The organism is Crossiella cryophila, from assembly GCF_014204915.1.
GTDB lineage: Bacteria > Actinomycetota > Actinomycetes > Mycobacteriales > Pseudonocardiaceae > Crossiella > Crossiella cryophila.
In genome coordinates, this window is the sequence record NZ_JACHMH010000001.1 from 8779636 (window position 1) to 8795562 (window position 15927).

The following is a 15927-nucleotide window of genomic DNA, read 5'->3' on the forward strand; positions in this document are numbered from 1 at the left end:
ACCGTACGAGAACGGCCAACACGGTGGGTGCTTGGCTAGGTGTGGCGGCGGGCGATGCGGACGCGGCCGCGTACGCAGGCGAGGGCGACCAGGGCGGCGATGGCGGGCACCACCACCAGTACGAAGCCGATCACCGGCCAGGGCAGGACCAGCTCGTAGGGCAGGGCCACGGGGCCCTCGCGCCACATCCGGCGGGCGCCCTGGGCGGAGATCATCGCGGCGGGCAGGATGCCGACCAGCACGCCCAGCACGCTGCCCAGGCCGGAGATGATCAGGGACTGGGCCACGGCCAGGGCGCGGCGGGTACGCACGGTGGCGCCGACGGTGGCCAGCATGACCGAGTGCCGCTGGGTGTCGATCAGCGAGAGCACGGTGGCGGTGACCGCGGCGGTGGTGCTCAGCAACGCGGTGCAGGCCAGCAGCAGCAGGGCGAACAGCGCGGCCTCGCGGGTGTCGCCGCGTTCGACGTAGCCGCTCAGCCCGGCGGCGCTGACCATCTCGCCGACCCGGTCCTGCTCGAACCCGCTCAGCCGCCGGTCCAGCTCGATGTCCAGCGCGCGCAACGACACCGGCACGCCCAGCCGCTCCGCGGTCCGCGGTGGCAGCACCACCAGCGCCGACCCGACCTCGCTGTCCACGGCCATGGCGGGCAGCGCCAGTTCGTGACTGCCCTGCGGGGTGTTCACCACGAACCGGGTGCGGCCGTCCTGCACGTACCGGGAGTCCAGCACCACCGCCTCGCCCCGCGCCAGCGCGGCCGCCGCGGCCGGGTCGTCGATCCCGCTGACCCGGCGCAGCAGTTCCGCGTCGCCGACCACCACCGCGCCCAGCAGCCGCCGGTGGTGCACGCAGTCCGGGCCGCCCGGCGGCAGCCACTGCTCCCTGGTCGTCCAGTCGGGGCCGCAGCCCGCCGAGGGGGCCATGGCCACCTCCACCGTGCGCGGGCAGCCACCGGCCCCGCAGGTGTCCCAGGCCCCGGGCAACGCGGTGACCTCGGCGAAGGAGCGGACCGGCAGGGCCTCGCCCAGGCTGTCCCGCAACACGTCCAGGCCGGCGGGCCGGGTGGCCGCGTCGGCGATGAGGACCGCGGCGTGCCGGTCCGGCAGGGTCGGCCAGTAGCGGCCGGAGGTGTAGGCGTTGCGGGTGGCGTCCAGGGTGTCCAGCGCGATGGTGCCGATCACCACCACCATCACCGCGGCGATCGCCGGCGCGCTGCGGGCGCGGTGACGGCCGAGTTCGCGCAGCGCGATCCGCACGCTCACCGGCAGCGCGGGCGCCAGCGAGGCGATCCGGCCGACCAGGGCCGGGAAGCAGCAGAACAGGCCGACGCTGATCAGCACCGTGGCCACCGGCACCAGTCCACGCCAGTCCAGGAAGAACGCCGCCGCCGCGGCCACCATCAGCCCGCTGAGCACCAGCGCGCCGCCCAGCACCGGGGTGACCCTGGAGGGCCGCCGGTCGCTGCGCCGCTCGGCCAGCAGCTGTCCGGCCCTGGTCCGCCCGGCCCGGACCGCGGGCACCACGGCCGCGGCCACCCCGGTGAACAGGCCCAGCGCGACCGGCATCAGCAGATCGTCGAAGCCGACCTGGAACCGCCAGATCTGCGGCAGGTCGAAACGCAGGAACACCTCGATCAGCACCGCCGCCGCCCCGGTGCCGGCCAGGCAGCCCAGCACCGCGCCGCCCAGGCCCAGCAGCAATCCCCAGACCATCAGCAACAGCACCAGCTGGCCGCCGCTGGCCCCGTTGGCGGCCAGCGCGCCGAGCTGGCGGCGGCCCAGCCGGATGCCGACGGCGAACATCGCGCCGCCCAGCAGGATCACCTGCACCACGGCGATCCCGGCCAGCAGCATGCCCAGCCGCTCGCCGGTGGACTGGCTGCGGTCGTGCCCGCCGGTCAGGTCGTCGATGAGCAGGTCGTGGAAGCTGCGGTACGCGCCGGGCGGGTCGCCGGGCAGCGGGATCTTCTCCGGCGGTGGGGGCGCCAGCACCGCGCCGCGGGAGTACACCGCGAGCCCGTGTTCGTTGGCGGCGAGCACGCCCGCCCAGTCGATGTCCTTGTCCACCAGCCACATCCGGCCGCCCAGCCGGGGCGCGTCGGCGGGCGCGGCCCGCAGCAGCTGCTCGTAGAGCGCGCCGGGCTGGGCGAAGAGCACCAGCTCACCGTGGTCACGGGTGGGCTGGGCCTCGCCGACGATGAGGAAGGACCGCCCGGCCGCGGGCACCGCCACGGTGGCGCCGAGGTCGATCCCGGCCCGGCGCAGGAACTCCGGCGAGGCGGCCACCTCGTCCGGGCCCTTGGGCGCCCGGCCGCGCAGCTGCTCGGTGATGCCGCGGGCCAGTGGGTGCGGGTAGTCCAGTTCTTGGAACTGGGTGCTCAGCCGGGTGGAGCCAGTCTGGGTGGTCAGCAGCGAGCGGGTCATGGTCAGCACCAGCGCGCCCGGCGGCAGCTCGGGCCGGGCCGCGTGCCGGTGCTCGGGCGTGCCCTCCGCCGGTGGCGCGGGACGCACCTGGGTGCCGTCCAGGTTCTGCAGGATCGGCACATCGCCGAAGCCGGCGTCGGTGACCCTGGCCGCGGCCTGGCCGATGTTCTGCTCGATGGTGCGCCGGGGGTTGCCGCGCTGGGCGTCCGAGAGCACGTCGCTGAGCAGGGTCGCGGCCACCGGCACCGAGATCATCACGGCCAGCGCCAGGCTGGCGCCCTTGGTCGCGCTGATCCAGCGCAGCACCAAGCGGCACACCGCCCGCACCGCGGGCGGGGAGAACACGCCGCCCCGCACCAGACCGCCCCCTCAGCAAAGGGTTACCGAACCTCAGCGGCAGTCTTCCGGTCGCGGCGGCTCAGGTCATCCTCCTACCCGCCCGGGTTCTGCCTGCTCGGCGGGCGCGGGTGCGGGGGCCGCCGAGGAACCGGCGGTCTCCACGGCCTGGGCACGCCGGGCCAGCCGCTGCTCGCACTGCTCCAGCCAGCGCACCTCGGCCTCGGCCTGGAACACCAGCGAGTCCAGCACCAGCAGCCAGGCCAGGTCCTCATCCGCGGATGCCTGCGCCTTGAGCCGGGTGTAGTTCTGCAGCACCCGCAGGGTGTGCAGCCGCTGCACCCGGACGATGCCGCGGGCGTCCACCCCGGGCAGCGCGGCCGCCAGGGCGATCTTGATGGCCAGCTCGTCGCGGGCGGGCGCGCCGCGGTCGACCGGGCTCTGCAGCCAGCGCTGCACCTCGCCGCGGCCACCGTGGGTCAGCCGGTAATAGATGTGTCCCTCGGCGTCCTGTCCGGCCGGTTCGACCAGATCATCGCGTTCGAGCCGCCCCAGGGTCGTGTAGACCTGCCCGATGTTGAGCGGCCAGGTGGATCCGGTACGCGTCTCGAACTCGGCGCGCAACTGGAAGCCGTACTTGGGTCCCTGCTGTAACAGGGCCAACAGCGCCTGGCGGATTGACATGACCCCGTAGGTACCATCTCCGCCCGCGCTTGTCGCCCCTCTGTGGAAATCTGGTTTGGACCAGTTGACCCGGCAGGCACCGGCACACCCAGGTCGAATTGAAGATTCAAAAGCGTCCGACCGGTCAATATATTGCGTATGTTAACGTTCGGCGACCCCGGTGCCACCGCCTGAATTCCCGAGGTTTCCATGGCCAGCCCAGCCGTTGTCCGGGTATTCGTCATCGATCCCCAACCGATTGTCGCCGCCGGTTTGCAGGCCGTGTTCACGCCGGTCGAGGACCTGGTGCTGCAGGGTGGCGCGACGTCATGGCGTACCGCGTATCCCCAGTTCAGCCAGTGTCCTCCGGATGTCGTACTTCTGGAGCTGGCGACCTGCCTGGAAGACGGCCTCGGCCTGATCCGGCATCTTCGGGAATATCACCCGGAGACCGAGGTGCTGGTGTTCACCGAGGAAGGCCGCCGGGTGCTGGCCGCATTGCGCGCGGGCGCGCGCGGTTTTCTGCTGAAATCGGCGAGCCGGGCCGAGCTGGTGGCCGCGGTGCGCCGGGCGCGGGCCGGGGTGGCCACCGTGTCACCAGACCTGCTGTGCCAACTGGTGGCCGAGGTTCAGCAGGACGGCAGCAGGCCAAAACTGTCGGAGCGGGAGCTGGAGGTGCTGCGGCTGGTGGCCGCCGGGCGGCGCACCGCCGAGATCGCCAAGGGCCTGTTCGTCAGCGAAGCCACCGTGAAGACCCACCTGCAGCGCAGTTTCGCCAAGCTCAAGGTGAACGGGCGGGTGGAGGCGGTGCGGGTGGCGGTGGCGGCCGGGCTGCTGGCAGGCCCGTTCGTGCAGGCCGACTGAATCCCCAGTTCAGTAATCGTCGATGGACGCATGCGCACGCGCGCACGAGACTTCCAGGCATCTCGCGCGTCCCTGAGTTCTCTGGAGTTGCCTGGTGAAAGCCCTGATCAAGGCCAAGGACGAGCCCGGCCTGTGGCTGGAGGACGTCCCGATGCCCGTCGTGGGCGCCGACGACGTGCTGGTGAAGGTGCTGCGCACCGGCATCTGCGGCACCGACCTGCACATCCAGGACTGGGACGACTGGGCCCGGCGCAACGTGCCGGTGCCCCTGGTCACCGGGCACGAGTTCGTCGGCGAGGTGGTCGAGATCGGGTCGGCCGTGCGCGAGGTCGCGGTTGGCGACCTGGTCAGCGGCGAGGGCCACCTGGTCTGCGGCAAGTGCCGCAACTGCCTGGCCGGGCGGCGGCACCTGTGCGCCCGCACCAAGGGCCTTGGCGTGCACCACAACGGGGCCTTCGCCGAGTACGTCGCGCTGCCCGCGACCAACGCCTGGGTGCACCGCAACCCGGTGGACCTGGACGTGGCCGCGATCTTCGACCCGTTCGGCAACGCCGTGCACACCGCGCTGAGCTTCCCGATCATGAACGAGGACGTGCTGATCACCGGCGCGGGCCCGATCGGCGTGATGGCCGCGGCGGTGGCCAAGCACGCGGGCGCCCGGCACGTGGTGATCACCGACGTCAGCCCGTACCGGCTGGAGCTGGCCGAGAAGGTCGGCGTGTCGCTGGCTCTGGACGTCAGCAAGCACACCATCGCCGACGCCCAGCGGCAGCTCGGCCTGCGCGAGGGCTTCGACGTCGGGATGGAGATGTCCGGGCAGCCTGCCGCGTTGCGCGAGATGATCGCGAACATGACGCACGGCGGCCGGATCGCCATGCTCGGCCTGCCCAGCAAGGAGATCCCGGTGGACTTCTCCACCGTGGTGCTCAACATGCTCACCATCAAGGGCATCTACGGCCGGGAGATGTTCGAGACCTGGTACTCGATGTCGGTGCTGCTGGAAGGCGGCCTCGACCTCAGCCCGGTGATCACCCACCGGTTCGGCCACGAGGACTTCGAGGAGGCCTTCGGCACCGCTCGTGAGGGGCGTTGCGGCAAGGTCATCCTCGACTGGACCACGAACTGAGTCTCGCCCCCACTCGCACCGAAAGGGACCTGATGTTCGGCACCATGCGCGAGGACCTGCGCGCCAGCCTCCAGGAGATCCGCGACGCCGGCCTGTACAAGGCCGAGCGGGTCATCACCACCCCGCAGAACGCCGCGGTCGGCGTCGGCGGCGGACCGAAGGTGCTCAACTTCTGCGCCAACAACTACCTGGGCCTGGCCGATCACCCCGAGGTCGTCGCCGCGGCCAAGGCCGCGCTGGACGAGTGGGGCTTCGGCATGGCCTCGGTGCGGTTCATCTGCGGCACCCAGCAGATCCACAAGGACCTGGAGTCGCGGCTGTCGGGCTTCCTCGGCACCGAGGACACCATCCTGTACAGCTCGTGTTTCGACGCCAACGGCGGTCTGTTCGAGACCCTGCTCGGCGCCGAGGACGCGGTGATCTCCGACGAGCTGAACCACGCCAGCATCATCGACGGCATCCGGCTGTCCAAGGCCAAGCGGTTCCGGTACAAGAACCGCGACATGGGTGACCTGGAGCGCTGCCTGGTCGAGGCCAAGGACGCCCGCTACCGGCTGATCGCCACCGACGGCGTGTTCTCCATGGACGGCTACCTGGCCCCGCTGGACGAGATCTGCGCGCTGGCCGAGAAGCACAACGCGCTGGTCATGGTGGACGACTCGCACGCGGTCGGCTTCACCGGCCCGACCGGCGCGGGCACCCCGGAGCTGTTCGGCGTACAGGACAAGATCGACGTGCTCACCGGCACGCTGGGCAAGGCCCTCGGTGGGGCCAGCGGCGGCTACGTCTCCGGCCGGGCCGAGATCGTCGAGCTGCTGCGCCAGCGCTCGCGGCCGTACCTGTTCTCCAACTCCCTGGCCCCCGCGGTCACCGCCGCCTCGATCAAGGCCCTGGACCTGATCAGCACGTCGGGCGATCTGCTGGAGAAACTGCGCCAGAACACCGAGCTGTTCCGCCGCGAGATGACCGCCCGCGGCTTCGCCGTGCTGCCCGGCGAACACCCCATCGCGCCGGTCATGATCGGCGACGCGGCCGAGGCGGGCCGGATGGCGGAGGCGTTGCTGGAACAGGGCATCTACGTGATCGGCTTCTCCTACCCGGTGGTGCCGCACGGCAAGGCCCGCATCCGCACCCAGATGTCCGCCGCCCACAGCACGGATGAGGTCTGGCAGGCCATCCACGCCTTCGAAAAGGCCCGCGAAACCCTCAAGGGCTGATCCCCAGTTCCCACTCCCCCCGCGTGTTGGCCGGTGTACGACAACGGCCAACACGCGGGGGTTTGTGTTTGCGGGGTTGGTTTTCTCAGTGGCGGCGGGCGAGGGCTACCAGGTAGCGGCAGGGTTTGTTGGTCGGGTTGAGGTAGGCGCAAGGCTGGGGTGGGCCGAGCTGGAGGCAGTCACCCTTGGCCAGTTCGTGCACGACCCCGCCCTCGCGGAAGTCCAGACGGCCGTCCAGGACCCAGATCTGGTGGTGCACCAGGGTGTAGGTGTCGGCGGGGTACTCGACGATCGCGTTGCCGGGCAGTTCGACCTCGACGAGTTCCAGGGGTCCCCCGGCGGAGGGCGAGACCGCGCGACGGCGGTAGCCGGTTTCCGGGTCTGTCCACTGTGGCTGGTCGGCGGCCCGGACCAGGCGGCGTTCGCCCTCGGCACGGGCGATGAGTTCGGACAACGTCATGCCGAGCGCCGCGGCCAGGCGGCCGAGTAGCACCGCGGTGGGCTGTGCCTCGCCGCGTTCGATCTTGCTGATCATCGCCCGGGAGACGCCGGACCGCTGGGCCAGGACGTTGATGGTGATATCCCTGGCGGTGCGGGCGTCGTGGACCGTGGTGGCGAGGGACACGGAGAGCGGGTCGGACATGCTGTCCACTATAGAGGCATATTTGGCTACTATAGTTTCATGGACGGAGTGCGCGACGCGGTAGCAGAGGACGCGGAGGCGTGCGCGGCGATCTACGCCCCGTACGTCACCGACACCACGATCACCTTCGAGACGGTGGCGCCCGGGGTGGCGGAGATGGGCACGCGGATCGCGGAGGCGCAGCGGGAGCACGCGTGGGTGGTGTTGGAGGAGGACGGCCGGGTGGTGGGTTACGCCTATGGGGGGCCGTTCAAGGCTCGGGCTGCTTATCGGTGGGCTTGCGAGGTCAGTGTTTATCTGGAGTTGGGGCGTCGGCGGGGTGGGGGCGGGCGGGCGTTGTACGGGGGGTTGTTCGAGCGGTTGGGGCGGCGGGGGTATCGGACTGTGGCGGCGGGGATGACGTTGCCCAATGCGGCCAGTGAGGGGTTGCATCGGGCGTTGGGGTTTGAGGTGGTGGGGACTTATCGGCGGATCGGGTGGAAGGCCGGGGGGTGGCATGACGTTCGGTGGGCGCAGTTGATGCTGTCGGAGGAGGACGGGGCCCCAGCGGAACCCCGCTGACCGACTCGCCAGCGGGGAGGGCTTGCACCCCTCGCCGGCGTGTTGGCCGTTGCGGGACGGGTCGTTGGCCGTTCTTGTACGGCGGGTGGGCCTGCCCCCGATCCGCCGCCTGCCCATAACGGCCAACACGGCGTACGACAACGGCCAACACTCCGGGAGGGGCGCGAGGGTTTCAACCCTCCGCGCGTGTTGGCCGTTCTTGTACGCCGTGTTGGCCGTTGTCGTACGGAGTGTTGGCCGTTGTCGTACGGAGTGTTGGCCGTTGTTGTACGGGTCGTTGGCCGTTGTGGGGCGGGGCGGGGGTTGGGGGTGGGGGTGAAAACCCCACGACGAGGGTTCTCGCGTGTTCTCCGTACGGCCTGGAGCTTGCTGACCGCGCCCCGAGGAGTGGCCCCTGCAACACAATCCGCCGCCCGGCTAACCCAACGTGACTGGGGCCGCTCCTCGGGGTGTGGTTGGCTTGCGGAAGGCCGTGCGGAGAACACGCGAGCCCTCGGAGCCACGCTGGGTCTTGAGTCGGCAACCCAAACCCCGCCCCGCAACCTGCTTGCCCGGCTCTTGACTTGTCCCACCCCCTCCGGTGGTCTGCCCGGCCGGCGAGGCCATCTTTTCCGCTCTTGATCTTTGCGCTGTTGGCCTCTGTTGCTGAGGTACCCGAACGACAGTCAAGATCAAGATCGTCCTCGCCGGACGGGCAGAAATCAAAGGATGGGGGGGAAAGTCAAAGACAAGGGCAAAGAGCAGTGCTCGTACGGTTCCCCCATCCCCGTCAGCCTTCCGATACCAAACCACATCCCGGGCACGCAGACCGTGCGGTTGGGTGGCTAGGGCCAAGCAGGTTGCGGTCTGCGCACCCGGGATGTGGTGTGTCCTCTCCAGGCTGACGGGGATGGGGGAACCGCTCGGGGAGTGTTTGAAAAGCCACCCCGGCCGCCTGTCCGGGCTTCGCCCGCACGCAATCGCCCAAGGCGTACAAGAACGGCCAACACGGTGTCCCACAACGGCCAACACTCCGTACAAGAACGGCCAACACTCGGGTTTAGGGGTCTACCAGGGCTGGGTGGGCGGGGTTGTCTAGGCGGATGACTATGTCTGCCAGGGATTCTGGGTCTACTTCTTCGGTGTAGCGCTTGAAGGCTGGGAGGGTCCAGTGGGCGGGGGCGGGGGTTTGGCGGGCCAGGGCGGGTTCGGAGAGTCTCAGGTGGATGGTGAGGTCCAGGGGGAGGGCTTGGCCTAGGAGGAGGGGGCCGTCCAGGAGGAGGATTCCGTTGGGGGGTAGGGGGATTCTTTGGGCTCGGGTGGCTCGGTCGGTTTTTGGGTTCCACAGGGTGGGGAGGACTTGGCCGGTGCCGTTGGGGGACAGGGGGTCCAGGACTTCTCGGCGGAGGGCGTTGGTGTCGAGCCAGTTGAGGTAGAAGGAGTCTGGGTCTTGGTGGCCTTGTTCCAGGCGGAGGGAGGCCGGGCGGAGGAAGTCGGCTGTGCTCACTCGTTGGACCGGGTGGCCGTGCACTCGCAGGGGTTCGACGAGGGCGTCGGCCAGGTGGGCGGGGTTGGCGGCGTCGGGGCCGTCGATGGCGACCCGGGTCCAGGGGTGGGCGGGGTGGGTGGTGATGCGGGCTGCCAGTTCGGTCACCAGGGCGTTGAAGGAGACGGGTCGCACGCGCACGGGGTCCATCCTGCCAACCCCGGGCGAGGGGGGTGACCTACTGCACTTCCGGGTTCCGGAACAACGGGAGGTAGTAGACCGTTGAACGAATCGACTGACGCGTGTGTGATCCGGCGACGACCTACCCGAGAGTCGCTGTCCCGGCCGGGTGGCACGCGGTGAACCCCCCAGACCACCGCCTCCGCCTACCCGGCACAGATCCCCGCGTCAGTCCACAGCCGTCGGTCGGTAACACCCCCCTCGCCGGCCGACGGCCCTCTTCGTCAAGTTTTGGGGAACAAACCAGAAGTGCGATAAGTTGTAGGTAGCGGTCGGCGTGTTACGTGTCCCCCGGGCTCACTTTCCGCCTTCATGGAATACCGTTCGGCTGGAGCCATGTCGTGCCTTTCGCCGAGAGGCGACCTAGCGCGTCGACCGCCCCTACTTCCCCGGCCCCGCCGGGATGCTCCCCGCAGCCACCCGGATGCGCGCAGCCTTGCCCGCCCCGGCTGGGGCAGGGTGAATCCATGAGCGAGTGGACCTTCGGGGTCGAAGAAGAGTTCATCCTCGTCGACGCGGACACCGGCAGGCTGGCGGCCCAGGCCGCCGCGGTCCGGCACGGCGCCGACGCCAGCGGCTCGGACGACGAACTCCAGGAGGAACTGACCCGCTACCAGGTGGAGATCGCCTCGCCGGTCTGCACCACCGCGGAACAGCTCGGCGAGAACCTCACCCGGCTGCGTGGCCGGCTGGCCGCCAGCGCCCGCGAGCGGAACCTGCATCTGCTGGCCACCGGGACCGCGGTGCTCGCCGAGCCCTGGCCACCGCCACTGGCAGGCAAGGACCGCTACCAGGTCATCGCCGACCGGTTCGGCGGGCTGATCGACACCCTCTGCGGCTGCCACGTGCACGTGGCCATCCCGGACGCCGAGTTCGGCATCAAGCTCAGCAACCACCTGCGGCCCTGGCTGCCGCTGCTGCTCGCGCTCAGCGCCAACTCCCCGTTCTCCCGCGGCCAGGACAGCGGGCACGCCAGCTGGCGGCACGTCACCTGGGCCCGCTGGCCCTCGGCAGGGCCGCCGCCCTTCTTCGAGTCCCCCGCGCACTACGAGGCGAGCGTGAGCGCTCTCCTGCACGTGGGCGCGGCGCTGGACCGCAAGATGGTCTACTGGGACATCCGGCTCTCCGAGGCCCAGCCGACCCTGGAGTTCCGGGTCTGCGACGTGGCCGCCACCGTCGAGGAGGCCGTGCTGCTGGGCGTGCTGGTCAGGGCACTCGCCCAGGCCGCCAGCCACGACCTGGACACCGGGGTCCCGGCCAAGCCCATCCCGCACGAGGTGCTGCGCGCCGCCCTCTGGCGGGCCGCCAGGGACGGCCTGGGCGGCTACTGCCCCGATCCGGAGTCAGGGGCGCTGCTGCCGGTCAGCGTCGTGCTGCGGCGCGCTCGGCAGCGTCTGCGGCCGTTCCTGCTCGACAACGGGGAGCTGGAACTGGTCGAGGAGCTGACCGAACACCTGTTCACCGTGGGTGGCGGCGCGCACCGGCAACGGCAGGCGATGGCCCGCCGCGGCGAGCCGATGGACGTGGTCGACCTGCTCGCCCGGCAGACCACGGTTTCGTCATTACTGGACTCCCCCAGCTAGCGTAGGAGGGTGCAGCCAGGTCGTCCTCCCCGAAACCACCAGCCCAACCACTCCAGCGTCCACCTGCTCTGGTCCCAGAAGGTGATCTCCGAGCTGGTGGTCAACGCCGAGCTGGGCCCGGACGACCTGGTCATGGACCTGGGCGCGGGCACCGGCTCGATCACCGCCGAACTGGTGCGCACCCGCGCCAGGGTGCTGGCCGTCGAGCGCGACGAGGAGTTCGTCGGCGACCTGGAACGGCGCTACGGCGAGCACGAGAACCTGCGGGTGGTGCACGACGACCTGCTCTCGGTGCCGCTGCCGCACCGGGAGTTCGCGGTGGTGTCCAACATCCCGTTCTCCATCACCACCGCGCTGCTGCGCCGCCTGCTCAACACCCCGAACGGCTCACTCACCCAGGCCGACCTGCTGGTCGAGTGGGGCATGGCCAAGCGGCTCACCGCTGCCTGGCCGCGGGACCTGGAGGCCGCCTGGTGGGCGGCCCGGTTCGAGATCTCGATCAAGCACCGGGTGCCGGCCACCGCGTTCCGCCCCGCGCCCAAGATCGACGCCGCGCACCTGGTGTTCAAGCGCAAGACCGGCCAGAGCAAGCACCTCCAGGGGGTGATCTGGGCCCTGCTGAGCACCGCCTACGGCGGCCCGAACGTGCCCGCGCGCACCGCGCTGACCTCGTTCATCACCCGGGGCCGGGCGCACCGGATGCTGCACGAGATCGGCATCGAGTCCCAGGCCCCGGTGGGCACCATCAAGCTGAGCCAGTGGCTGGGCATCGCCACCGAGCTGGCCGCGGACAAGTCGCTGTCCTGGCCGCCGCTGCCGAAGAACCTGCGCACCGACGGCTCCCGCCGGGAGGAAGCACCCAACCGCGGGCTGCGCGCGCCGCAGGGCAAGGCGGCCCAGGGCCGGGCGAACCACCAGGGCAACACCACCGGTCGTGGCCAGGGCAACACCGGCCAGGGCAAGGCGGCCTACGGCAAGGGCAAGGGCGGGCAGGGCAACCCCGGCCAGGACCGGTCTAACCAGGGCCGGTCAGCGCAGGGGCGGCCGAGCGGTAAACCCCGACGCGCACCTGGGCGTTGACCGCGTAGGGCTCCGGCAGCGTGGCGATCCGGCCGGCGAGTTCGGCCGGATCGGTGTGCCAGGCGTTGGGGCCCATGCCGACCACGGTGGCCACCTCGGCCCGGGACAGGCCCAGCCGGAACCGCCGCCGGATCTCACCCACCTGGGTGAAGTACGTGCCGAGTTGCTCGTCCACCCGGCGCCCCTTGTCCGCGTCCACCCGCAGCAGCCCCAGCTCGTCGACCAGCGCGCCCAGGTGGCCGGTCTCCGGGGTGACCACGACCAGGCGGCCGCCGGGGGCCAGGATCCGGGCCATCTCCGGGCCGTTGCGCGGGGCGAAGACGTTGAGCAGCACCGCGGCCACCCCGTCGCGCACCGGCAGCCCGCGCCAGGCGTCGCACACCACCGCACCCGCTCTCGGGTGCACCCGCGCGGCCCGGCGCAGCGCGAACTTGGACAGGTCCAGGGCCAGTCCGACCGCGGCCGGTGACCGGTCCAGGACCTGGGCCAGGTAGTGCCCGGTGCCCGCGCCGAGATCCACCACCGGCCCGGTGACCGGCCCGCCCAGTGCCTCGGCGATGGCCTCCCCGATCGGCCGGTAGTGGCCGGCGCCGAGGAAGTCCGCGCGGGCGGCGACCATGGCCGCGGTGTCCCCGGTGCCCGCGCCCGCGTCCCCGGCGAGCAGGCTGAGGTAGCCCTGCTTTGCCAGGTCGAAGGTGTGTCCGGTGGCGCAGCGCGCGCTGGGCCCGGCCAGGTCCAGGCCGAGGCCGCAGTGCGGGCAGGCCAGCAGTCCGAGCACGTCAGCGAGCACGGCCAAGCCTAACAACGGCGGCGGCTCACCTCAGGGCGCGGCCCACGTGGAAGTCGGTCCCGTTGTAGCAGTCCTGCACGTTGTCCATCATCACGTCGCAGAAGCGCCGGTAGGCCATCTCGGTGGCCAGGGTGCGGAACCAGGCCCACCGGTCCAGCCGCAGCAGCGCCATCAGCGGCGGCACCGGGAAGTTCTGGCAGGACATGAAGGACACCACGGTGCCGCGGCCGTCGTTGGTGCGCTTGAAGGACATGTAGCCGTCGTCGCAGACCGCGGACCCGTTGGGGCTGTGCACGGTCAGCATCCAGACCCGCTGCTCGTCCTCGGTGTAGTCGATCTTCTCCAGCTTGTAGACGTCGAGTTCCACCTTGCCCATGAACGCGGCGTAGTTGGGCTGCGGCAACGCGATGATCCGCACGCCCTGGTGCACCGACCGGTCCTGCTCGTCCCGCTGCACCACCTGGGTGGTCATGCCGAGGGAGTCCCGGTAGAACTGGCCGACGTGCCCGATCGGCACCCTGGTGATGAAGTCGGCGTAGGGCACGTCGATCACCCGCTCGCCGTGGAAGAGCACGGTGCCGTCGGGCTGGTGGATCCAGCGCATGCCACGGCGGTCGGCCGGCTTGCCCTTGAGCCGGTGCTCCATGTCCACCAGCTCCGGGATGATCTTCTCGTAGTCGCTGCCGTGGTAGACGTCGAGATCAATCTCGAAGGGTGGCTCCAGCCGGGGAACCGTCCGTTTGGCGAGCACGATCCGGCTCGCCCAGGCGATCGTCGCCAAGGGGTTGCGCACTGTCGGGATTCCTTTCCTGCTTTCCGGGGAACCACCAGTTCCAGCGGCCCATGAGCTGCATGCTGGCCGGGACCAGCACCCCGCGGATCACCGTGGCGTCGATCAGCACCGCGAAGGCGAGGCCGACGCCGAGCTGCTTGAGCGGGGTCACGTCGGAGAGCGCGAAGCCGAAGAAGATGGCGATCATGATGGCGGCGGCGCTGCTGATCACCCGGCCGGTGCGGGCGACGCCGTCGATGATCGAGCCGGTGTTGTCCCCGGTCTCCCGGTACCGCTCGGCGATCCGGGAGATCAGGATGACCTCGTAGTCGGTGGACAGCGCGATCACCACGGACACGATGGTGATCGGCACGATCGGGTGTAGATCGGCCGGATCGGACCAGCCGATGATGCGGGCGCCGATCTCGGTGGTGGACAACAGCAGCAGCCCGCCGATGCTGGCGCCGAGGGAGATCACCACCAGCAGCACGGCCTTGATCGGCAGCACGATCGAGCGCATCGCCACGATCAGCAGCAGCAGCACCAATCCGAGCAGCACCAGCAGCATCAGCGGCAGGCTGGCGAAGAGCGCGTCGGTGGCGTCGATGCGCATCGCGGTCTCGCCGCCGACCTCGTACCGGATGCCGGAGAGCGAATCGTGCAGGCTGCCCGAGCGCAGGTCGCGCACCAGTTCGTGCGTGCGGTCATCGGACGGGCTGTGCGTGGTGGCCACGCTGACCCGGTACGCCTCGGTGTTCTCCAGCGGGATCGGCCGGGCGGCCAGCACGTCCGGGTTGCCGGTCAGGGTCCGCGCGATCCGTTCGGCGTTGCCGCGGACCTCGCCGGAGCTGCCGTGCACCACGATCTCCACCGGGGCGAACACGCCGGGCCCGAACGCCTTGGCGCCCAGTTCGGTGGACTGGCGGACCTGCGAGCCTTCCGGCATCTGGCTGGCGGTGGGCAGGTCGACCTTCTGCACCAGGTCGAGCACTGGCAGGCAGAGCGCGGCCAGCACCGCGGTACCCGCGACCAGCCACATGAACGGGCGCTTGGTGACCCGCACGCCCCAGCGGCCCCAGAAGCCGGACATCTCGCCGTCCATGTGCGCGGTGCTGATCTCGCCGGCGGCCAGCCGGGCGCGTTCCTTCTTGCGCAGGATCCGGTGCCCCAGCGCGCGCAGCACGATCGGCGCGCCGATCAGCGCGGCCACGATGGCCATGGCGGTCACCAGCATCATGCCCAGCGCCGCGGTCTGGATGGCCCTGGAGTCGACCATGAACATGCCGGCCTCGGCCACGATCACGGTGAGCCCGGACCAGGCCACGGCCACGCCGGTGGTGCGCATGGCGGTGCGGACCGCGTCATCCACTTCCAACCCGCCGAGCAGCAGTTCGCGGACGCGTTGCACCAGGAACATGGCGTAGTCGATGGCCAGCGCCAGGCCGACCATGGTGGCCGAGTTGGTGACGTACTCGGAGAAGGGGATGCCGAAGGCCAGCGCGCCCGCCGCGCCCAGGCCGCCGAGCAGCGCGGAGGCGCCGATGGCCAGTGGCACCAGGGTGGCCCACAGGGTGCCGAAGGTCAGCAGCAGCACCACCAGCACGATGGGCAGGCCGACCTGTTCGGCGCGCAGCAGGTCGCTGCGGGAGAGCTGGACCAGTTCCTCCCGGTGCGCGCCGTAGCCGCCGAGGAAGACCTCGCTGTCCCCCGGCGCCAGGCCCTCGATGTCGAGGAGTTTGTTGGCCACGCCGATGGAGCCGTCGATGCCGCCGGTGCTGGACACGCCGAACACGGTCAGCGGCCCGGTGCCCGGTTTGGCAGGCGGCAACGCCAGCGGCATGACCTCGCGCACGCCCTCGGTGGCGGCGATCTTGTCCCGGACCGTCTTCAGCTCCCCCGCGCCCTCCGCGGTGGCCGCCTTGCCGGTGACCACGACGAACAACGCGGGCACGCCGTTGCGGCTCAGCTCGCGGGCCACCGACTCGGCCTGGCTGGTCGAGGACGCCTCCCCGCCGGGCACGGCCCGGCCCTCCAGGCCGATGGCGAAGGCCCCGCCGGTGATGGCCAACAGGATCCAGGCCACGACGATGAGCCTGCTGTTGCGGAAAAGGGCGTCAGTGAGGCGGTCCAACTGGGACTCCTGGTGCGTGTGGAAAGGAACTCA

General features: G+C 70.6%; 13 protein-coding genes. 6 read left to right on the forward strand and 7 right to left on the reverse strand.

The features are described from left to right. Nucleotides 1-35: 35 nt before the first annotated feature. Complete coding sequence (locus HNR67_RS46525) at nucleotides 36-2780, reverse strand: ABC transporter permease (protein ID WP_185007921.1); 2745 nt, start codon at nucleotides 2778-2780, stop codon at nucleotides 36-38. 66 nt (nucleotides 2781-2846) lie between these two features. Beyond that, nucleotides 2847-3443: a PadR family transcriptional regulator gene (locus tag HNR67_RS37715; RefSeq protein WP_185007922.1), complete on the reverse strand. Its 597-nt coding sequence runs from the start codon at nucleotides 3441-3443 to the stop codon at nucleotides 2847-2849. A gap of 189 nt (nucleotides 3444-3632) precedes the next feature. Here HNR67_RS37715 and HNR67_RS37720 point away from each other — a divergent pair, with 189 nt between their 5' ends. The 3 genes from HNR67_RS37720 to HNR67_RS37730 all read left to right on the forward strand — a co-directional run bounded on the left by HNR67_RS37720 (nucleotide 3633) and on the right by HNR67_RS37730 (nucleotide 6629). Then, nucleotides 3633-4286: a LuxR C-terminal-related transcriptional regulator gene (locus HNR67_RS37720; protein WP_185007924.1), complete on the forward strand. Its 654-nt coding sequence runs from the start codon at nucleotides 3633-3635 to the stop codon at nucleotides 4284-4286. A 94-nt stretch (nucleotides 4287-4380) separates the two neighbouring features. After that, a complete protein-coding gene (gene tdh, locus HNR67_RS37725; RefSeq protein WP_185007926.1) occupies nucleotides 4381-5412 on the forward strand; it encodes an L-threonine 3-dehydrogenase in 1032 nt (343 codons plus the stop codon). Nucleotides 5413-5444: 32 nt separating this feature from the next. Beyond that, a complete protein-coding gene (locus HNR67_RS37730) occupies nucleotides 5445-6629 on the forward strand; it encodes a glycine C-acetyltransferase (RefSeq protein WP_185007928.1) in 1185 nt (394 codons plus the stop codon). Between the two features lie 85 nt (nucleotides 6630-6714). On the opposite strand, the gene HNR67_RS37735 is transcribed toward HNR67_RS37730, so the two are convergent. Continuing rightward, complete coding sequence (locus HNR67_RS37735) at nucleotides 6715-7272, reverse strand: helix-turn-helix domain-containing protein (protein ID WP_185007930.1); 558 nt, start codon at nucleotides 7270-7272, stop codon at nucleotides 6715-6717. A 39-nt stretch (nucleotides 7273-7311) separates the two neighbouring features. Here HNR67_RS37735 and HNR67_RS37740 point away from each other — a divergent pair, with 39 nt between their 5' ends. Further along, the gene (locus HNR67_RS37740; RefSeq protein WP_185007933.1) at nucleotides 7312-7833 is read left to right on the forward strand and encodes a GNAT family N-acetyltransferase; all 522 of its coding nucleotides are present in this window, start codon (nucleotides 7312-7314) and stop codon (nucleotides 7831-7833) included. Between the two features lie 1039 nt (nucleotides 7834-8872). On the opposite strand, the gene HNR67_RS37745 is transcribed toward HNR67_RS37740, so the two are convergent. Next, complete coding sequence (locus HNR67_RS37745) at nucleotides 8873-9499, reverse strand: nucleoside/nucleotide kinase family protein (RefSeq protein WP_185007935.1); 627 nt, start codon at nucleotides 9497-9499, stop codon at nucleotides 8873-8875. 506 nt (nucleotides 9500-10005) lie between these two features. On the opposite strand from HNR67_RS37745, the gene HNR67_RS37750 reads away from it, so the two are divergent. After that, the gene (locus HNR67_RS37750; protein ID WP_185007937.1) at nucleotides 10006-11121 is read left to right on the forward strand and encodes a carboxylate-amine ligase; all 1116 of its coding nucleotides are present in this window, start codon (nucleotides 10006-10008) and stop codon (nucleotides 11119-11121) included. Between the two features lie 9 nt (nucleotides 11122-11130). Continuing rightward, nucleotides 11131-12201 carry an rRNA adenine N(6)-methyltransferase family protein gene (locus HNR67_RS37755; RefSeq protein WP_185007939.1) on the forward strand — a complete coding sequence of 357 codons (1071 nt, stop codon included), beginning with the start codon at nucleotides 11131-11133 and terminating at the stop codon, nucleotides 12199-12201. Here HNR67_RS37755 and HNR67_RS37760 read toward each other — a convergent pair. From HNR67_RS37760 to HNR67_RS37770, 3 genes are read right to left on the reverse strand one after another with little or no spacing between them, the layout of a single operon-like run. Further along, nucleotides 12137-12991, reverse strand: coding sequence for a putative RNA methyltransferase (locus HNR67_RS37760; protein ID WP_185007940.1), 855 nt, complete (start codon nucleotides 12989-12991; stop codon nucleotides 12137-12139). The two genes, HNR67_RS37755 and HNR67_RS37760, sit on opposite strands and share 65 nt — an antisense overlap. Nucleotides 12992-13016: 25 nt before the next feature. Further along, complete coding sequence (locus HNR67_RS37765; RefSeq protein ID WP_185007942.1) at nucleotides 13017-13784, reverse strand: hypothetical protein; 768 nt, start codon at nucleotides 13782-13784, stop codon at nucleotides 13017-13019. Further along, nucleotides 13693-15894 carry an MMPL family transporter gene (locus HNR67_RS37770; protein WP_185007945.1) on the reverse strand — a complete coding sequence of 734 codons (2202 nt, stop codon included), beginning with the start codon at nucleotides 15892-15894 and terminating at the stop codon, nucleotides 13693-13695. The genes HNR67_RS37765 and HNR67_RS37770 overlap by 92 nt, the downstream gene beginning before the upstream one ends. Nucleotides 15895-15927: the final 33 nt, after the last annotated feature.

Coding starts and splice junctions, on each gene's coding strand:
- HNR67_RS37715 (WP_185007922.1), bottom strand. CDS start 3,443: ATGTCAATCCGCCAGGCGCTGTTGGCCCTGTTACAGCAGGGACCCAAG.
- HNR67_RS37730 (WP_185007928.1), top strand. CDS start 5,445: ATGTTCGGCACCATGCGCGAGGACCTGCGCGCCAGCCTCCAGGAGATC.
- HNR67_RS37750 (WP_185007937.1), top strand. CDS start 10,006: ATGAGCGAGTGGACCTTCGGGGTCGAAGAAGAGTTCATCCTCGTCGAC.
- HNR67_RS37735 (WP_185007930.1), bottom strand. CDS start 7,272: ATGTCCGACCCGCTCTCCGTGTCCCTCGCCACCACGGTCCACGACGCC.
- HNR67_RS37740 (WP_185007933.1), top strand. CDS start 7,312: ATGGACGGAGTGCGCGACGCGGTAGCAGAGGACGCGGAGGCGTGCGCG.
- HNR67_RS37720 (WP_185007924.1), top strand. CDS start 3,633: ATGGCCAGCCCAGCCGTTGTCCGGGTATTCGTCATCGATCCCCAACCG.